At 70.1% G+C, this 17,121-nt stretch carries 9 protein-coding genes and 1 pseudogene; 4 read left to right on the top strand and 6 right to left on the bottom strand.

The genetic code is table 11. From position 1 onward, the window contains the following. Window positions 1–21: 21 nt before the first annotated feature. The gene (locus VM306_RS04275; protein ID WP_325511065.1) at window positions 22–690 is read right to left on the bottom strand and encodes an HNH endonuclease; all 669 of its coding nucleotides are present in this window, start codon (window positions 688–690) and stop codon (window positions 22–24) included. A 151-nt stretch (window positions 691–841) separates the two neighbouring features. Here VM306_RS04275 and VM306_RS04270 point away from each other — a divergent pair, with 151 nt between their 5' ends. The 4 genes from VM306_RS04270 to VM306_RS04255 all read left to right on the top strand — a co-directional run bounded on the left by VM306_RS04270 (window position 842) and on the right by VM306_RS04255 (window position 6,032). After that, the gene (locus tag VM306_RS04270) at window positions 842–2,938 is read left to right on the top strand and encodes a prolyl oligopeptidase family serine peptidase (protein ID WP_325511064.1); all 2,097 of its coding nucleotides are present in this window, start codon (window positions 842–844) and stop codon (window positions 2,936–2,938) included. 86 nt (window positions 2,939–3,024) lie between these two features. Beyond that, window positions 3,025–3,858 (top strand): mechanosensitive ion channel family protein, encoded by an 834-nt coding sequence (locus VM306_RS04265; RefSeq protein ID WP_325511066.1) that lies wholly within the window; start codon window positions 3,025–3,027, stop codon window positions 3,856–3,858. Between the two features lie 140 nt (window positions 3,859–3,998). Continuing rightward, complete coding sequence (locus VM306_RS04260; protein WP_325511063.1) at window positions 3,999–4,382, top strand: globin; 384 nt, start codon at window positions 3,999–4,001, stop codon at window positions 4,380–4,382. 57 nt (window positions 4,383–4,439) lie between these two features. After that, a complete protein-coding gene (locus tag VM306_RS04255; RefSeq protein ID WP_325511061.1) occupies window positions 4,440–6,032 on the top strand; it encodes a glycoside hydrolase family 13 protein in 1,593 nt (530 codons plus the stop codon). A 22-nt stretch (window positions 6,033–6,054) separates the two neighbouring features. Here the strand turns inward: VM306_RS04255 and VM306_RS04250 are convergent, their stop codons facing one another. From VM306_RS04250 to VM306_RS04230, 5 genes and pseudogenes are all read right to left on the bottom strand, one after another. Then, window positions 6,055–7,167: a low temperature requirement protein A gene (locus VM306_RS04250; RefSeq protein WP_325511059.1), complete on the bottom strand. Its 1,113-nt coding sequence runs from the start codon at window positions 7,165–7,167 to the stop codon at window positions 6,055–6,057. Between the two features lie 76 nt (window positions 7,168–7,243). Beyond that, the gene (locus VM306_RS04245) at window positions 7,244–7,870 is read right to left on the bottom strand and encodes a hypothetical protein (protein ID WP_325511057.1); all 627 of its coding nucleotides are present in this window, start codon (window positions 7,868–7,870) and stop codon (window positions 7,244–7,246) included. After that, window positions 7,863–8,294, bottom strand: coding sequence for a thioesterase family protein (locus tag VM306_RS04240; protein ID WP_325511053.1), 432 nt, complete (start codon window positions 8,292–8,294; stop codon window positions 7,863–7,865). Before VM306_RS04240 ends, VM306_RS04245 begins: the two co-directional genes overlap by 8 nt. Window positions 8,295–8,531: 237 nt before the next feature. Beyond that, the gene (locus VM306_RS04235) at window positions 8,532–13,469 is read right to left on the bottom strand and encodes an NAD-glutamate dehydrogenase (protein WP_325511051.1); all 4,938 of its coding nucleotides are present in this window, start codon (window positions 13,467–13,469) and stop codon (window positions 8,532–8,534) included. Window positions 13,470–13,756: 287 nt separating this feature from the next. Beyond that, window positions 13,757–17,121, bottom strand: a pseudogene (locus VM306_RS04230) (hypothetical protein); the annotation flags it as partial.

The raw sequence follows: 17,121 nt of genomic DNA, 5'->3' as shown, positions 1-17,121 counted from the left end.
ACCCGTCGGGGAACTCCCGGATCAGGCCGCGGGCTCACCCAGGTACGGCAACCACTGCGGATCGGCCTCGGCCACGCCGGCGAGCAGCCGCCAGTGCGGGCCCCGTGGCGCCGCGGGTACGACGCGCAGCCGCCAGCCCAGCTCGGACAGCAGCTTGTCGGCCTTGCGGTGGTTGCACCTGGCGCAGCAGGCCACGCAGTTGGTCCACGAGTGGGGGCCGCCGCGGCTGCGCGGCACGACGTGGTCGATCGTCTCGGCCCGCCCGCCGCAGTACGCGCAGCGGTACCGGTCGCGGTGCATGAGCCCGGCACGGGTCATCGGCACGCGGCCGCGATAGGGAACGCGCACGTAGGTGCTCAGCCGGATCACGGACGGCACGAGCACCTCGGACTTCGACGAGTGCAGCACCAGCCCGGAGGCGTCTCCGTGCACTACTTCGGCTTTGCCGCACACCACCAGCACGACCGCCCGGCGCAGCGACAGGGCCGTGAGCGGCTCGAACGTGGCGTTCAGCAGCAGGACCTTGCGTCTCCCCCAGGGGTACACCGCCGGCATCGGACCGGAACCTCCCCCGTCTCGACCCCCATCCGGCACCGCCCTCAGCTCGGGCTGATTTCGGCATGGGGGGACCGTCGGCGCCGGCTCGCGCGGTTGCGAGGCGCCGATAGGGGTCGGTTGTCGGTCTGGCACGCGACCACCTCCACCGGTTCAGCCCTAGGAGACCACACTTACCAGGAAAAAATCACGTGTGATAAGTGACGTGTCACGGATGTGTGATCGAACCCGGGCTGAACCCGCGCCCTATCGGGGATGGTTTTCAACAGCCGCTACCCTTGACAAGGTGACAGAAGCCCCCTCCACACCACTGCCTGCGACGATCACCTACCCGGTCCCCGAACGGCTGGACCTCGCCGAGCAGATCCACGGGCGCACCGTCGCCGATCCGTACCGCTGGCTCGAGGACACGGCGGACCCCCGCACCGAGGAGTGGTCGCAGGCCCAGGACGTGCTCGCACGGTCCTGGCTGGACGCGATGCCCGGCCGGGAGCGTCTCGACGGCAGGGTGAAGGAGCTGATGCGCACGGGGTCGGTGTCCACGCCGACCTGGCGCGCCGGCAGGGCGTTCTTCACCCGCCGCGGTCCCGAGCAGGACCACCCCGTCGTCGTGGTGCGCGAGACCGACGGTACCGAGCGCGTGCTGCTCGACGTGAGCGTGCTCGACCCGTCGGGCAGGACCACCCTGGACGGCTGGTCCCCCAGCCTGGAGGGCACGCGCCTCGCCTACCAGGTGTCCCTGGGCGGCAACGAGCACTCGCTGCTGCACGTGATCGACGTCGAGTCCGGTCGGCTCATCGAGGGCCCGATCGACCGGTGCCGCTACTCCGCGATCGGCTGGCTGCCCGGCGGCGAGGAGTTCTTCTACGTCCGCCAGCTCGACCCGGCGCTGCTGCCCGAGGACGAGAAGCTGTTCCACCGCCGCGTGTGGCGCCACCGCGTCGGCACGGACCCGGACACGGACCTCAACATGCACGGCGACGACCAGGCGCCCACCTTCTACTACACGCTGAACGTCTCGCACGACGGCCGTTGGCTGGTCGTGAGCGGTGCGCCCAGCACGATGAAGCACGACTCCGTGTGGATCGCGGACCTGCACGGCGACGCCGCGCTCAAGCCGGTGATCCTGTCCGAGGCAGGCGTGCAGTGCTCCGCGTCGGTGGCGCGTGACGGCAGGCTCTACCTGCACACCAACCACGGCGCGTCGCGGCAGCGCCTCTGCGTCGCCGACCCCGGGAACCCCACCGAGTGGACCGAGCTCATCGGCGAGGAGCCGGACTCGGTGCTCGACGGCGTGCGCTGGCTGAACGGCGACCTGGTGGTGCTCAGGACCAGGCACGCGGTGTCCGAACTGCACCTGCACGACGCCGCGACCGGCGCGCACAGGCGGGAGATCCCGCTGCCCGGCACGGGTTCGGTGCACGGCATGTCCGTCGTGGACGTCCACACGACCCACGACCAGGACACCCTGTGGTTCGGGTGGACGGACTTCGTGACGCCGCAGTCGGTGTACCGGTTCTCCACGTCGACCGGCGAAACGGTGCTGCACGAGGCCGCGCCGGGCCGTGTCGAGCTGCCCACCGTCACGACGCAGCAGATCGCTTACGAGTCCAAGGACGGCACGACGGTCCACATGTTCGTGGTCAGCGGCGAGCAGAAGCCCGACCTGCCCCGTCCCGCGCTGCTCACCGGCTACGGCGGCTTCGCGATCGGCCGTGGCCCCGGCTACAGCGCGACCACGCTGGCGTGGGTCGAAGCGGGCGGCGTGTGGGTGCACGCGTCGTTGCGCGGCGGCGACGAGGAAGGCGAGGACTGGCACGTGGACGGCATGCGCGCCAACAAGCAGAACGTGTTCGACGACTTCCACGCCGCGGCGGAGCGCCTGATCCGCGACGGGTGGACCACGCCGCAGCAGCTGTCGATCATGGGAGGCTCCAACGGAGGCCTCCTCGTGGGCGCCGCCCTCACCCAGCGCCCGGAGCTCTACGCCGCCGTGGTGTGCTCAGCGCCACTGCTCGACATGGTGCGCTACGAGAAGTTCCTGCTCGGACGGCTGTGGGCCGACGAGTACGGCAGCGCAAGCGTTTCCGAGGAGCTGGGCTGGCTGCTCTCCTACTCGCCTTATCACCGAGTGGTAACGGACGTTGAGTACCCTTCCGTCTTGTTCACGGTGTTCGAGTCGGACTCTCGTGTGGACCCCAACCACGCCAGGAAGATGTGCGCCGCGCTGCAGCACGCTTCGTCCAGTGATCCGACCAAGCACCCCGTGCTGATCAGGCGCGAGACCGAGGTCGGTCACGCGGGCAGGTCGGTCAGCCGGACGGTGTCTCTCGCCGTGGACCAGCTGACGTTTCTCGCGAATGCCACCGGCATGGAGTTGTAGGAGGGCACGACCACGTGACGAGTCCCGTGGATGACGTCGCCACCAGAACCGCACAGGCGGTGGGCTTCTTCGAGAAGTACGGCCCGATGATCCTCGCGGGCGCGATCAAGATCGTCGTGATCCTGATCGCCGCCTTCGTGCTGCGGGCCGTGCTTCGCAAGATCATCGACCGCATCACCATCCCCGGCAAGGAAGGCAAGAAGCCGGGACTGCTCAAACCACTGCGGGAACGCGCTCCCCAGGCGCTCGGGAACCTCATCTCGGAACGCCGCGAGCAGCGCGCCCGCACGATCGGCTCGGTGCTGAAGTCGATCGTCACGATCCTGATCTTCGGGATAGCGTTCCTGGAGATCATGATCGTGATCGGGCTCGACATCACGCCCGTGCTGACCTCGGCGGGCATCCTGGGCGTCGCGATCGGCTTCGGCGCCCAGAACCTCGTGAAGGACTTCCTGTCCGGCATGTTCATGCTGCTGGAGGACCAGTACGGCGTCGGCGACGTCGTGGATCTCGGCCCGTCGATCACCGGCACCGTCGAGGCGGTCGCCCTGCGCACCACCACGATCCGCGACACCGGCGGCACCGTCTGGTACGTCCGCAACGGCGAGATCCTGCGCGTCGGCAACTCGTCGCAGGGCTTCGCGGTCGCGGTCGTCGACCTGCCGCTGAGCTACGGCGCGAACCTCGCGGAGGCGACCGGGGTGCTGGAGCGCCGGGCCGCCCAGGTGGCCGAGAAGGAACCGCTGAAGTCGGACATCACGGCCAAGCCCGACGTGCTCGGCGTGGAGAAGTTCACGCCGGAGGGGATCACCCTGCGGGTCACCGTGAAGACGCGCCCCGGCCGGCAGTGGGCGGTCCAGCGCAACCTGCGCGCGCAGCTGATGCCCGCGCTGGAAGAGGCCGGCTTCACCGCGAAGTAGTTCAAACGCGGATGCCGGGTGAGTTAGAACACGCATTCGAGACGATGATCACCCGGCGTCCTGCCAGTTCACCCGCCTATGGCAGGACCAACACCCGGGGTGGTCTGCACCCGCCGGGCGGCGTGAGTCAGGATGGGTGTGTGGGAAACCCCGAGAGCTTCTTCGAACAGGTCGGCGGCGAGGAGACCTTCCACCGCGTCGTCGCGCGCTTCTACCAAGAGGTGAGGTCCGACGAGGTGCTCCTCCCGCTGTACCCGGAGGAAGACCTCGGACCTGCGGAGGAGCGGCTGCGACTGTTCCTGGTGCAGTACTGGGGTGGCCCGCACACCTACTCGGACAACCGGGGCCATCCGCGGCTGCGCATGCGCCACGCACCGTTCAAGATCGGTCCGATCGAACGGGACGCGTGGCTGCGCTGCATGAGGATCGCCGTCGACGAAGCCGGTCTGGACGAGGCCCACCGCAAGCAGCTCTGGGACTACATGGAGATGGCCGCGAACAGCTTGATGAACAGCTGGTCGTGACCATCCATCACCCGTTCGGGTCCTTTGGCAGCGAGACGAATGGCAGGATGACCCCTCGTGCGACGATCCTCCGACCTCACCCCTGAGATCGCCGAAGAGACCGCCTGGTGGCGTGATGCCGTCTTCTACCAGGTGTACGTGCGCTCTTTCGCCGACTCCAACGGCGACGGCGTCGGCGACCTCGAAGGCATCCGGTCCCGCCTCGGCTACCTGGAGCTGCTCGGGGTCGACGCCCTCTGGCTCACCCCGTTCTACCGCTCGCCGATGGCCGACCACGGCTACGACGTGGCCGACCCGCGCGACGTCGATCCGATGTTCGGCGACCTGGCCGCGTTCGACCGCCTGGTGGCGGACGCGCACGAGCACAACATCCGGGTGACCGTCGACCTGGTCCCGAACCACACGAGCGACCTGCACCAGTGGTTCCAGGAGGCCCTGCAGGCCGGTCCCGGCAGCATGGAGCGGTCGCGCTACATCTTCCGCGAGGGCCGCGGCTTCGACGGCTCCCAGCCGCCGAACAACTGGGTCTCCGTCTTCGGTGGCCCCGCCTGGACCCGCGTGCCCGACGGCCAGTGGTACCTGCACCTGTTCGCGCCGGAGCAGCCCGACCTCAACTGGGAGCACCCGGAGGTCCGCGCCGACCTGGAGCACACGCTGCGGTTCTGGCTGGACCGCGGTGTCGACGGCTTCCGCATCGACGTGGCGCACGGCATGGCCAAGCCAGAAGGCCTGCCGGACATGGAGATCCGCACGCAGGTCCCCGGCGTGCTGTCCGACGACGTGCGCGACCCGCGCTTCGACAACGACGGCGTGCACGAGATCCACCGCATGATCCGCAAGGTCATGGACGGCTACCCCGGCACCATGGCCGTCGGCGAGATCTGGGTGAAGGACGACGAGCGCTTCGCCGCCTACGTCCGCCCCGACGAGCTGCACCTGGGCTTCAACTTCCGGCTGGTCGAGGCGGGCTTCGACGCCGACGCCGTCCGGTCGGCCATCGAGCACTCCCTGGCCGCCGTGGCCCTGTCCGGCACCCCCGCCGCCTGGACGCTGTCCAACCACGACGTGGTGCGGCACGTGACCCGCTACGGCGGCGGCGCGCTGGGCGAGCAGCGAGCACGTGCGATGACGCTGGTCGAGCTGGCCCTGCCCGGCGTGATCTACCTCTACAACGGCGAAGAGCTCGGCCTGCCGAACGTGGAGCTGCCGGACTGGGCCCTGCAGGACCCGACCTGGGAGCGCTCCGGCCACACCGAGCGCGGCCGTGACGGCTGCCGCGTACCGATCCCGTGGGAGGGCACCTCGCCCCCGTTCGGGTTCTCGACGTCGGCGAGCACCTGGCTGCCGCAGCCGAACGAGTGGGACCACCTCACGGCGGAGGCGCAGCTGGAGGACCCGGGCTCGATGCTGTCGCTGTACCGGGAGGCGCTGGAGCACCGGAAGTCCAACGCGGGCTTCGCCGGCGAGGAGCTGGAGTGGTACGGCGCCCCGGCGGGCTGCTTCGCGTTCCGGCGCAAGGGCGGCGGCCTGATCTGCGCCCTGAACACCTCGGGCGCGTCCGTGCCGCTACCGCCCGGTCAGGTGCTGCTGTCGTCCGGTCCGATGGACGGCGACCAGCTCCCGCCCGACACCGCTGTCTGGCTCGTGTGATGTGGAGCTGCGGGCGTGCTCGTCACGCCCGCAGCTTCTCCTCCGCCACCAGCAGCGCGCCGAACACGAGCACCAGCGCGGCGACCTGGGCGATGGCGAGCCACAACCCGACCGGCACGGTCGCGAGCGACGCGACGGCCGCGATGACCCGGTAGGTGTTGGTGCCGATCCCCAGCCGCCACCGGAAGTAGATCTCGCCGACGAGGAAGATCGCCGCGCCACCGCCCAGCGCCAGCGCACCGCTCAGGTGGAGGTGCTCGGTGGCGTGCCCGATGGTCTTCTTCACGCCGACGGCCACGACGACGACGCCGAGCAGGATCGGTGCGTGCGCCCAGCCGAACGCCGAGATGGCCGCACGTGCGCGGTCCGGCACGGACATCGCGGCGAGGCTGTGCTCGGCACGCAGATCCTGCTCGCGGCCGAAGTAGCACCACCAGAGCGCGTAGACGAGCGCCAGGCCGAGCAGCGCGGCGACGACGAGCTGCAGACTGAGCGGCAGGCCCGCGGCGCCGATGCCGATCGCGATGATCGACTCGCCGAGCGCCACGATGACCACGAGCCCGTGCCGTTCCACGAAGTGCGCCGACCGGATCCGGAACTCCCCGTGCCTCCGGTTGACGTACGGCGACACGACCATGAGCACCACGGCCGCGGCCCAGGCCGCCGCACGGGCGGTGGGCGGCAGGAACCCGCCGGCGAACACCAGGCCCGCCGAACCGAGGTTGAACGGCGCCAGCCGCGCCATGGCCGCCGCCGAACCCGGTCCGCCCGCCGAGATGAACAGCCCGGAGTGCACCAGGTTCACGATCAGGTAGCCGATGCCGAACGCGACGCCGGCGGTGCCGAAGGCGTTGGGGATCGCGAGCGCGATGACGAGGAAGCCGCCCATGCCGGCCATGAGCAGCAACCGCCGCACGGTGGTGTTCGGCGGGACGGCGTTCGTGAGCCAGACGTACCCGAAGTACATCCACAGGATCACGAACAGCATGATCACGACCTGCGCGAACCCGAGCGGCGACGTGTCGTCGGCCAGCGTGCCGGTCAGCTGCGTGATGGTGAAGACGAAGACCAGGTCGAAGAAGAGCTCCAGCGTCGAGACGCGGTACTCGGTCTCCTCGTGCGTTTCGGCGGACACGCGCGACATCGTGCCACGCGCATCCGCTTGCGACGCACGGTTTTCCCGGACAGCGAACCTGCAGGTAACTCCAGGGTCAGACGATCAGCGGCAGCATCGAGTGCCGGCGGCGGACGACGGCGCCGAACTTGGCGTCGATCCTCAGCCACGAGTCGGTCGCGGTCACGCGCACGTCCCCGTCCTCGGCGAGGAAACCCATGCCGGACAACGCGAACAGGCACCGCAGCGGGATCTTCACGTCCAGTCCCGACCCGCTGACGGTCAGCACGGCCTGGTCGAGCAACGAGGCCGGCGGCGTGCCGTTCGGGCCGGTGTTCTCCCGCGCCACCTCGACACCCTCGTCCGCGATCTTCGACACGACCTCGACGGGCAGCCTGTCGACGACCAGCCAGCCGTCGGCGGGCGGCAGCGCCGAACGCCACATCAGGTCCTTGGCCGGTCCGGGGTCGATGCGTTCGTCCCGCATGACCGCGAGCCCGGTCAGCAACTCCGACCCGGACACCGTCACGTCGGCCGGATCCGCCTGTCCCACAACCGTTCGCGTCGCGAGCGTGTCGAACGGCGTGGCGACCCACGCGTCGAGCAGCTCCTCGTTGCGGTTGCGCAGCCGCACGACGGTCTGCGCGTCCAGCCGCACCGCACGAGCCGCGAACGCCCCGAGATCGTCTCTTTCGGCCGCGTCGGCCAGCACCAGCTCAGGCACCACTACCCCCTGCCCGCCACCCGGCGAGAAAATCGCGCTCCGCGTCGGTCAACCGCCGCGGACGCGCCGTCGTCACGTTGTACGGCGCCATCAACGTCTCCGCCCTGGTGACCACAGGGCTGTCCGGCTCACGGCTGCCGCGCACCACGTAGTCGAGCGTGAACGACGCGGACTTGAGCTCCCGCACCGACATCTCGACCACGATGTCCTCGCCGGTGAACACGATCGGCGCGAGGTAGTCGACGACCAGCCTCGCCACGACCATGCCCTCGGCCATCTCCTTCACGCCGTGGCGGGCCGCCTCCGTGAAGAGCAGCTCGATGCGGGCCTCTTCCAGCAACGTCACCGTGTTCGCGTGGTTGACGTGGCCGAACGCATCCATGTCCGACCACCGCGGCCGCACACCAGTGACGAAGACACCCATGCAGGGACCTTACCGTCCACGACCGTGTGACCCTCCACAGGACATGTCGCGCCCTACGAGTCCGTGAGGGTCCCGTTCGTCGCTTCCGCGATCGTCTCATCGCGTGCCTTCAGCTCCTGGCGGCGCCGCACGATCGCGCACCGCGCGGAACTCGAGCAGGTCGTTTGACGTTGTTGCAGACGTCGGGGCGCCGCGGAGGGGATTCCGCGACGCCCCGATTTCGCTCCGGTCCCGCTGCTAGCGGACCATGCTCCGCACCTGGCGGGCGGCGACGGAGAGCGTGGCCAGGTCCAGCTGGTGGACCCGGTTGATCTCCTCCAGCGCACCGCGCGAGCGGGCCAGGCGGGAGGCGTTGGCCTGCTCCCACTTGGCGATCTTCTCGCTCGCCGTGTCGCCCTCGTCGCTCGCGCGCAGCACGTCGATCGAGATGGCCCGCAGCGACGAGTAGAAGTCGTCGCGGAGAGCCAGCCGTGCCAGCGCGTGCCAGCGGTTGCCGCGCTCCAGGTTCGTCACCGAGTCCAGCATGTGGTCGATGTCGAGGTGGTCGGACAGCGCGAAGTACAGCTCGGCCGTCTCGCGGTGCGAGCGCTCAGGGCCCGCGCCGCCGGTCGGGCCGAACTCCCGCTCGGCGAGCTCGGCGATCTCGGTGACGTCGAGCAGGCCGTACATGTAGAGCAGCGCCGCGACCTTGCGCGCCAGCTCGGCAGGGACGCCCTGTTCGACGTACCGGTCCGCCTTGCCCGCGACCACGTCGTACTCCTTGCCCTGCAGCAGGTCGAAGGCGAACGGGCTGAGCTCCTCGACCACGCCGCGGAAGCGGTTGATCGTGGACCCCACCGCGAGCGGCTGCGGGCGGTTCGAGAGCAGCCAGCGCGACGCGCGGTCGAGCAGGCGGCGGGTCTCGAGCACCATGCTGTCCTGGACGTCGGTGGGCACCACGTTGTCCAGCGCCTCGATCTCGCGCCAGATCGACGGCAGGTCGAAGACCTGGGTGACCACGGCGTAGGCGCGGACCGCGTCCGTCGCCGACGCGCTCGTCTCCTCGGCCAGCCGGAACGCGTAGGAGATGCCGCCACCGTCGACGACCTCGTTCACCACGACGGTCGTGATGATCTGCCGCGCCAGCGGGTGGTTCGGGATGGCCGCGCCGAAACGTTCGCGCAGCAGGCTCGGGAAGTAGTCCGGCAGCTTGCGGGTGAACGTGTCTATCGTCGGGATGTCGCTCGCGAGCAGCTCTTCCTTCAGCGTGAGCTTGGTGAACGCGAGCAGCGTGGCGAGCTCCGGCGAGGTGAGACCCTGACCGGACTTCTCCAGCGCCTTGAACTCCGCGACGCTCGGCATCGCTTCCAGCTTGCGGTTGAGCGCGCCACGCGCCTCCAGGTCGGCCGTGAGACGCGCGTGCACCGACAGCATCGGTGCGGCGTGCGCCCGGCTGACGCCGAGGACGTTGTTCTGCGAGTAGTTGTCCGCCAGCACGAGCTCGCCGACCTCGTCGGTCATCTCGGCGAGGACCTCGTTGCGCTGCTGCTGCTCCACCGACCCCTCGCGGACCAGGTGGTCCAGCAGGATCTTGATGTTGACCTCGTGGTCGGAGCAGTCGACGCCGGCGGAGTTGTCGAGCGCGTCGGTGTTGACCTTGCCGCCGGCGCGCGCGAACTCGATGCGGCCGCGCTGGGTCAGGCCCAGGTTGCCGCCCTCACCGATGACCTTGACGCGCAGCTCGCCGCCGTCGACGCGGATCGAGTCGTTCGCCTTGTCGCCGACGTCGGCGTGCGACTCGGTCGACGCCTTGACGTAGGTGCCGATGCCGCCGTTCCACAGCAGGTCGACCGGCGCGAGCAGGATCGCCTTCTTGAGCTCCGGCGGGGACAGCTTCACCACGCCCTCCGGCAGCCCCAGCGCGACGCGGGCCTGCTCGGAGATCGGGATCGACTTGGCCGTGAGCGGGAAGATGCCGCCGCCCTCGCTGATCAACGAGCGGTCGTAGTCGTCCCACGACGACCGCGGGACGGTGAACAGCCGCACTCGCTCGGCGAACGAGCTCGCCGCCACCGGGTTCGGGTCGATGAAGATGTGCCGGTGGTCGAACGCGGCCACGAGCCGGATGTGCTCGGACAGCATCATGCCGTTGCCGAACACGTCACCGGACATGTCGCCGATGCCGACGACGGTGAACTCCTGGGTCTGCGTGTCCACGCCGAACTCGCGGAACGAGCGCTTCACGCTCTCCCACGCACCCTTGGCCGTGATGCCCATGGCCTTGTGGTCGTAGCCGATCGAGCCGCCGGAGGCGAACGCGTCGCCCAGCCAGAAGCCGTAGCTCTGGCTCACGCCGTTCGCGATGTCGGAGAACGTCGCGGTGCCCTTGTCCGCGGCCACGACGAGGTACGTGTCGTCGCCGTCGTAGCGCACGACCTGCGGCGCGGGCACGACCTCGTTGTTGATCAAGTTGTCGGTGAGGTCGAGCAGGCCCGAGATGAACATCTTGTAGCAGGCGATGCCCTCGGACATGGTGTTCTCGCGGTCGAGGCCGGGGTCGCCCGTGAGCGGAACCGGCTTCTTGACGACGAAGCCGCCCTTCGCGCCGACCGGCACGATCACCGCGTTCTTCACGGCCTGCGCCTTGACCAGGCCGAGGATCTCCGTGCGGAAGTCCTCGCGGCGGTCGGACCAGCGCAGACCACCGCGCGCGACGCTGCCGAAGCGCAGGTGCACGCCCTCGATCCGCGGCGAGTACACGAAGATCTCGAACTTCGGCCGCGGCGCCGGCAGGTCCGGGATGGCCTGCGGGTCGAGCTTGACCGACAGGTACGGCCGGGCGTTGCCGTCGGCGTCGCGGAAGAAGTAGTTCGTCCGCAGCGTGGCGTTGATCATCGTGAGCAGGCTGCGCAGGATCCGGTCCGCGTCGAGGCTCGTCACGTCGTCGATCAGCTTGCCGGTCTCGACGACCATCGTCTCGGTGCGGTCGGCGCGCGTGGCCTCGTCGAGCCGCGGGTCGAACCGGGCCTCGAACAACGCCACCAGGGCGATCGCCACGCTCGTGTGGCCGAGCACGGCGTCCTCGATGTAGTCCTGCGAGTACGGCGTTCCCGCCTGGCGCAGGTACTTCGCGTACGCGCGCAGCATCGCGGCCTGCTGCCAGGTGAGCCCCGCCTGCAGCACCAGCGAGTTGAACCTGTCGACCTCGGCCTCACCGCGCCAGACGGCGGCGAACGCGTCCTGGAACCGCACGCGCACGTTGTCGAGGTCGGCCTCGGACAGCTGCGCGAGCGCGGCCTTGGCGATGCGCAGGCCGAAGTCGTAGATCCAGCACTGCACGCCGTCCTCGCGCGCGATCTCGTACGGCCGCTCGTCGACCACGATCACGCCCATGCGCTGCAGCATCGGCAGCACGTCGGACAGCGTGATGCCGGCGCCGGTCACGAAGATCTTGAACCGCCGCTCCCCCGCCTCGGCGTCCTCGGGCACGTAGAACACCATGTCGAGGTCGCCCTCGGCGAGCGCCTCGATGCGCCGGTAGTCCTCGAGACCGATGGAGGCCGGGAAGTCCTCCTTGTAGGCCTCCGGGAACACCGCGGCGAACCGCTGGCCCTGCTCGGTGGCCGACTCGGCGCCGAGGGCGTCGCCGCCGACGGCCTCGACCATGCGGTCGTCCCAGCTGCGGACGGCCTCGGCGAGCTTGGCCTGGATCGCCTGGACGTCCGGCTCCAGCGTGCGCGACGGCTCCGTGTGCACCATGAAGTGCACGCGGGCCAGCGCGGACTCGCCGATGCGCGCGCTGTACTCGAGGTTCAGGCCGCCGAGCTCGGCGAGCAGCACCTCCTGCATCGCGAGGCGGCTCGTCGTCGTGTAGCGGTCGCGCGGCAGGTAGACCAGGCACGAGAAGAAGCGGCCGAACGGGTCGCGGCGCAGGAACAGCCGCAGCCGCCGCCGTTCCGCGAGCGCGATGACGCCCGTCGTCGTCTGGTAGAGCGTGTCCGCGTCCACCGAGAACAGCTCGGTGCGCGGGTAGTTCTGGATCACCTCGAGCATCCGCTGGCCCGAGTAGGACTGCAGCGGGAAGCCGGCGCGGTGGATCACCTCGCGCACGCGGCGCTCGATCACCGGGATGTCGAGCACGTCCTCGTGCAGCGCCGTGGTGCTGAAGATGCCGAGGAAGCGGTGCTCGCCGGAGACGTTGCCCTCGCCGTCGAACGTCTTCACGCCCACGTAGTAGGGGTAGACGCTGCGGTGCACGCTGCTCTGCGCGCTCGCCTGCGTCAGCACGAGCAGCTCGGTGCTGAGCGCCTGCGCGCCGTTGTCCGGCCCGGCGGTGAGGCTGCGGGCGGCGAGGCTGTCCTGGCGCAGCACGCCGAGGCCGCTCGCGAGCACGGCCCGCAGCGCGGGCTCGCCGTCCTCCTGCAGCAGCTCGTACTGCCGGTAGCCCATGAACGTGAAGTGCCCGTCCGCGAGCCACCTGAGCAGCTTCGCGCCGTCGGTGGTGGCCTCGGACGAGTCCTTCTCCAGTGCGTCGGCCAGCTGCAGGGCCGTGGTGACCATGCGATCGGTGTCCTCGACGACCTCGCGGACGTCGGTCAGCACCGTCTGCAGCCGGGTCTCGAGCTCGCGGGCGCGATCGGGGTCGGTGATGAGGTCGACCTCGATGTTCATCCACGACTCGGCCAGCGCGTCGGCGGGCGGGTCGGCGGGGTCGGCGGACGGCAGCACCTCGGTGCGCTCGCCGGTCACCGGGTCGCGGCGCACGACGACGATCGGGTGCACGACGCGCTGGACCTGCACACCGGCGCGCGTGAGCTCGGACGCGACCGAGTCCACGAGGTAGGGCATGTCGTCCGTCACGACCTGGACGACCGTGACAGGACACTGCCACCCGTCGGCCGAGCGCGTCGGGTTGAGAATGCGCACCGCGGCGCGTCCGGGGACGCGGCTCTCGGCGAGCTGGTAGTTCGACCGCACCGCTCCGACCAGGTCCACCGGGTCGTCGTCGTTGACTTCCTCGGCGGGAACGTGGCGGTAGAAAAGGCGGATCAGGTCAGCGAGTTCGGGGGCATTGGCGGCGGCCCGTTCGATCAGCTCGTCACGGACCTGCTCAGGACTGGCCGTTCGACTCCCGTCCGCCGCGGTGGCTACCGCGGGGACGTCGTCGGATCGGGTCGGGGCTCCAGTCGAGGTCATCTTCAGGCGACTCCACGCTATCCGGCACCTCTGTGTGCCGGGTCCGCCCCCACCCTAGATGGGATGGCGGCCGTCCCCGGCAACGGGAGGGGCACTGACGAACCACTGAATCGAGGGCTGAATCGAGTCACATCATCAGTGGCTGCAACACATTCCGCATCGTGGACGGGCCCCTGCACCAACAGTGGTGAGGAGCACTCCAGAGTCGGTTCCTTCAGCACTCATCCGATCATGGGCCGGCGACCTGGTGCCGGCCGGTGCGGTGGAAATTCCGGCCAAGTACGGGCTCACGTACCGGGCAGAGTCCAGCCGGCGGGGCCGTCCGGCCGCACGGGACGGATGGGACCGGTGGTCTCGCTGTCCGGGGTGGCGCCCACGGGGACGATCGGGCCGGTCTTCTCCTGCTCGGACTCCGTGGGCGGCCTGGCCTCCGGCTGGGTCGCGGGCGTCGACTCCGTGAAGGGTTGGTACGGGCTGTAGGGCTGCTCCGGGAGGAGATAGGACGCCGAGCCTGGCTGCGGAGTCTCCGCGGTGGGTCGCTGCGAGCCGAACCCTGACTCCGTGCTCTGGCCTTCGGCAGCCGCTGGGGGCTGCGGTAACCCGAAGGACTGCCCCGGCCGGAACGAGAAGTCGGCACCTGACTGAGCTTCCGCGGCCATCTGCGAACCGATTGACTGGCCGGGGTGGAAGAGCGAGTCCGCGCTGGGCGGCGGCTCTGCCTCGCCGGGCCGTTGTGCGAGGTAGGGCTGGGCAGCCGCGTCGGGTGGCTCGGGGTCGGTGGTGGACAACCCCGATGTGGCCAGGTCGGCGGCTTCGAGCTGTTCCTCGTCGGAGCGGCGGCCGGTTTCGTACGCGACGAGAGCTTCCGTGAGCAGGTCGGCGAGGCTCAGGTCGCTCGGCTTGCGACGGCTGCTCGGGCGGCCTGTTCGGGTGCCGGACTCGCCCTTGGCCTCGGCGGGTTGGCCTGCGCCTGCCGGCTCGCCGCCGGTCGGCGTGGCGTCGCCGATGTCAGTTTCGGCGATGCCGAACTGATCGGTGGTGGCCGATGGGACGACCGGCTCGGACTCCGAGGCGAAGAAGTCGTACTGCGGATCCGAGCCGAATCCGGCTTCTGCGGGAGCGGCCGGGTCTGGCGCGGTGGACTGACCTGGCTGTGCGGCGAAGTCGGGATAGGTGGCTGGGCTGGGTCCGGCGGTGGTCGCCGGGCCCGTCAGCATCACCACGTTGGTGTCGGCCTCGAAATCAGGTCCGAAGTCGAAGTTGGCCCAGGCTGCAGGGTCTGGCTGGTCCGCCTGGTCGGACGGCGGGGTGGCGTCGGGCTGGGTTCCGAAACCTGACTGAGTGCCAAAGGTGGGCTGGGTTCCGAAGCTCGTCTGGCTACCGAACGCCGACTGCGTGCCGAAGCTGGTCTGCGGCCCGAAAGTCGGTTGAGTGTCGAACCCGGGCTGAGTACCGAATCCGGATTGCGTGCCGAAGCTCGGCTGAGCGCCGGAGCTGGGGCGACCACCGAAACCAGGCTCGGTCTCGGAACCGGGCTGGGCGCCGAATCCGTCCTGGGCGCCGAAACCGGACGGACTGCCGAACGCCGGTGGGGTGGAGCCGGGCTGGTCTGGGGTGGGGGTGACGCGGACCGGGGTTGTCGGGAGGGTGGAGGGGTCGTCCTCCGCCTCCATGTCCGCGGAACTCAGAAACGTGCTGGAGAGCAGGTCCGGCTGTGTGGGTTGCGGGATCTCGTCAGGGGTCGGCACCTGCGGGACCGGGTCCGGGATGGGCGGGAGCGGCTTGTGGTCCGGGTCCGGGTCGGAGGGCGGCGCCGGGTTGGTCGGGTTTGGGTGGGTCGGGTCTGGGTGTTCCGCGGGTTCCGGGGACGGGATTGACGCCGTCGACCACTGCGGGGTGGTGAACGCGAGGTTGGTGTAGTCGCGTTCGGGGAGCCTGCGCTCGTCCTCGGGGGCCGGGGACGACGGGAAGCCCCCGGCCGGGGTGAGCGGCGGGTAGGCCGGGGCCGAGTCGTCCAGGTGAGGGCCGAAGTCCGGGGCCGCCGGGGGGCGGGAGAACGCCGCGGCCAGGCCCGAGCGGGAAGGGCGGTCGGGAGTATCCGGGTCCGCGAAGTAGTTCGGGCCGTCCGGTGCGGAGTGGGCGCCCGCGGCGAGGTTTTGGGGTGCGGAGTCCGAGGCCGGGGCAGGGTCGGCGAAGTAGTTCGGCGACTGGTCCTGGGCCGGGTCGTCCTGGCGTCGATGGGACGGGGGTTCCACTCGCCAGGACGGGGTTTCGGACTGGGCCTCGGAGTCCGGGGCCCGGCGGCGGCCACCTGCTCGCAGGCCCTGGGCCTTGAGCATGTCCATGACGCTTTCCGGCTGGGATCTGGAGGATTCTTCGCGTGCGGCGGCTTCCGCGCGGGCCGCTTCCTCACGGGCGGCGGCTTCGCGGGCAGCTTCCTGACGCGCGGCCTCCTGACGTGCCGCTTCCTGGCGTGCGGCCTCCTCGCGGGCCGCGGCTTCGCGGGCGGCCTCTTCGGCTGCTTCGCGTTCTGCTTTGGCGCGCTGGTCGGCGCGGGCCTGGCGTTCTGCCTCGATCTGGCGGCGGGCCTCGCGCTGCAGCTCCATGAGCTGTTGCTCGACCTTGCGCTTACGTTCCTGGTCCGGAGTCAGCTGCGGTTCCGGGGTGGCGGGAGACTCGGTGACGGCCGTGGGCTGGTCATCGTCGATTTCGCCCGCGGCCACTCGGGCAGCGCGGCGGCGGCCGCTCACCATGGCGCCTGCTGAGGCGATCAGGCCTGAGGCCGGGACGGTGCGGTCAGAAGAAGATGAGGGTGGTGGTTCCACTGGGTCCGGGGTTTTGTCGTCGGGTTCGCCGAACGGCTGGACCATGCGCCAGCGGTCGGCGGCGTGTTGTCGGGCCGCGGACAAACCATCCACGGTCATGTCTTCGGCAGCTCTGCGTACGCGCTTGACCTTCAGCCCGTCGCCCTTGCGGACCTGGACCGGGCGCCACTGGCGGAGCTGTTGCTTCAGGGCGGCGGACAGGACGCCGTCGGTGACCACCTGCACGCCCTCGATCGGGCGGAGCAGGCTCGCCAGTTGCTGGTGCAGGTCGGCGGGCTGGCGGTGGACGCCGGCGAACTCGGCGGCCAGCCGCGCGCGCACCGCGTAGACGGCGCGGGCTCTGCGGCGTTCGGCGGCGTGGGCGGAGCGCAGGTTCGTGAGCGCGTCGGCCAGTTCACCGGACACCTCGTGCACGTGGGCCAGCGCGAGCAGGCTTTCCGCCAGGAGGGTGTCGAGCTGGTGGCGTTCGGCGCTCACCGCGGCTTCGCGCAGCATCTCGCGAGCCAGTGCCACACGGCCCGCAGGCAGGTGCACGCGCGTTGCCAGAGCCAGACGCAGCCAGCCCGAGGTCGACGCCGAGGGGGCGCGCACCGGGCGTTCGAGCAGCGGGGTGCCGACCTCGCTCGCGTCGAGCAGGCGGTTCGCGTCCATCAACGCGAGCACCAGTTCCAGCGTGAGCCGGCCGATGCCCTGGCCGCTGTCGGCCGCGGGGTCGACGAACCTGCTGAGCAGATCGAGGCCCTCGCGTGCGGCACCGATGGCGGCGGCGATGTCGCCCCAACGCCGGTGCTGCGCGGCCTGCACCGCGCGGATCAGGCCGCGCAGCA

It is taken from the genome of Lentzea sp., assembly GCF_035525475.1.
Taxonomy (GTDB): Bacteria; Actinomycetota; Actinomycetes; order Mycobacteriales; family Pseudonocardiaceae; genus Lentzea.
Note: the sequence above shows the minus strand (reverse complement) of the source record. Positions and strands in the feature narration are given on the sequence as shown.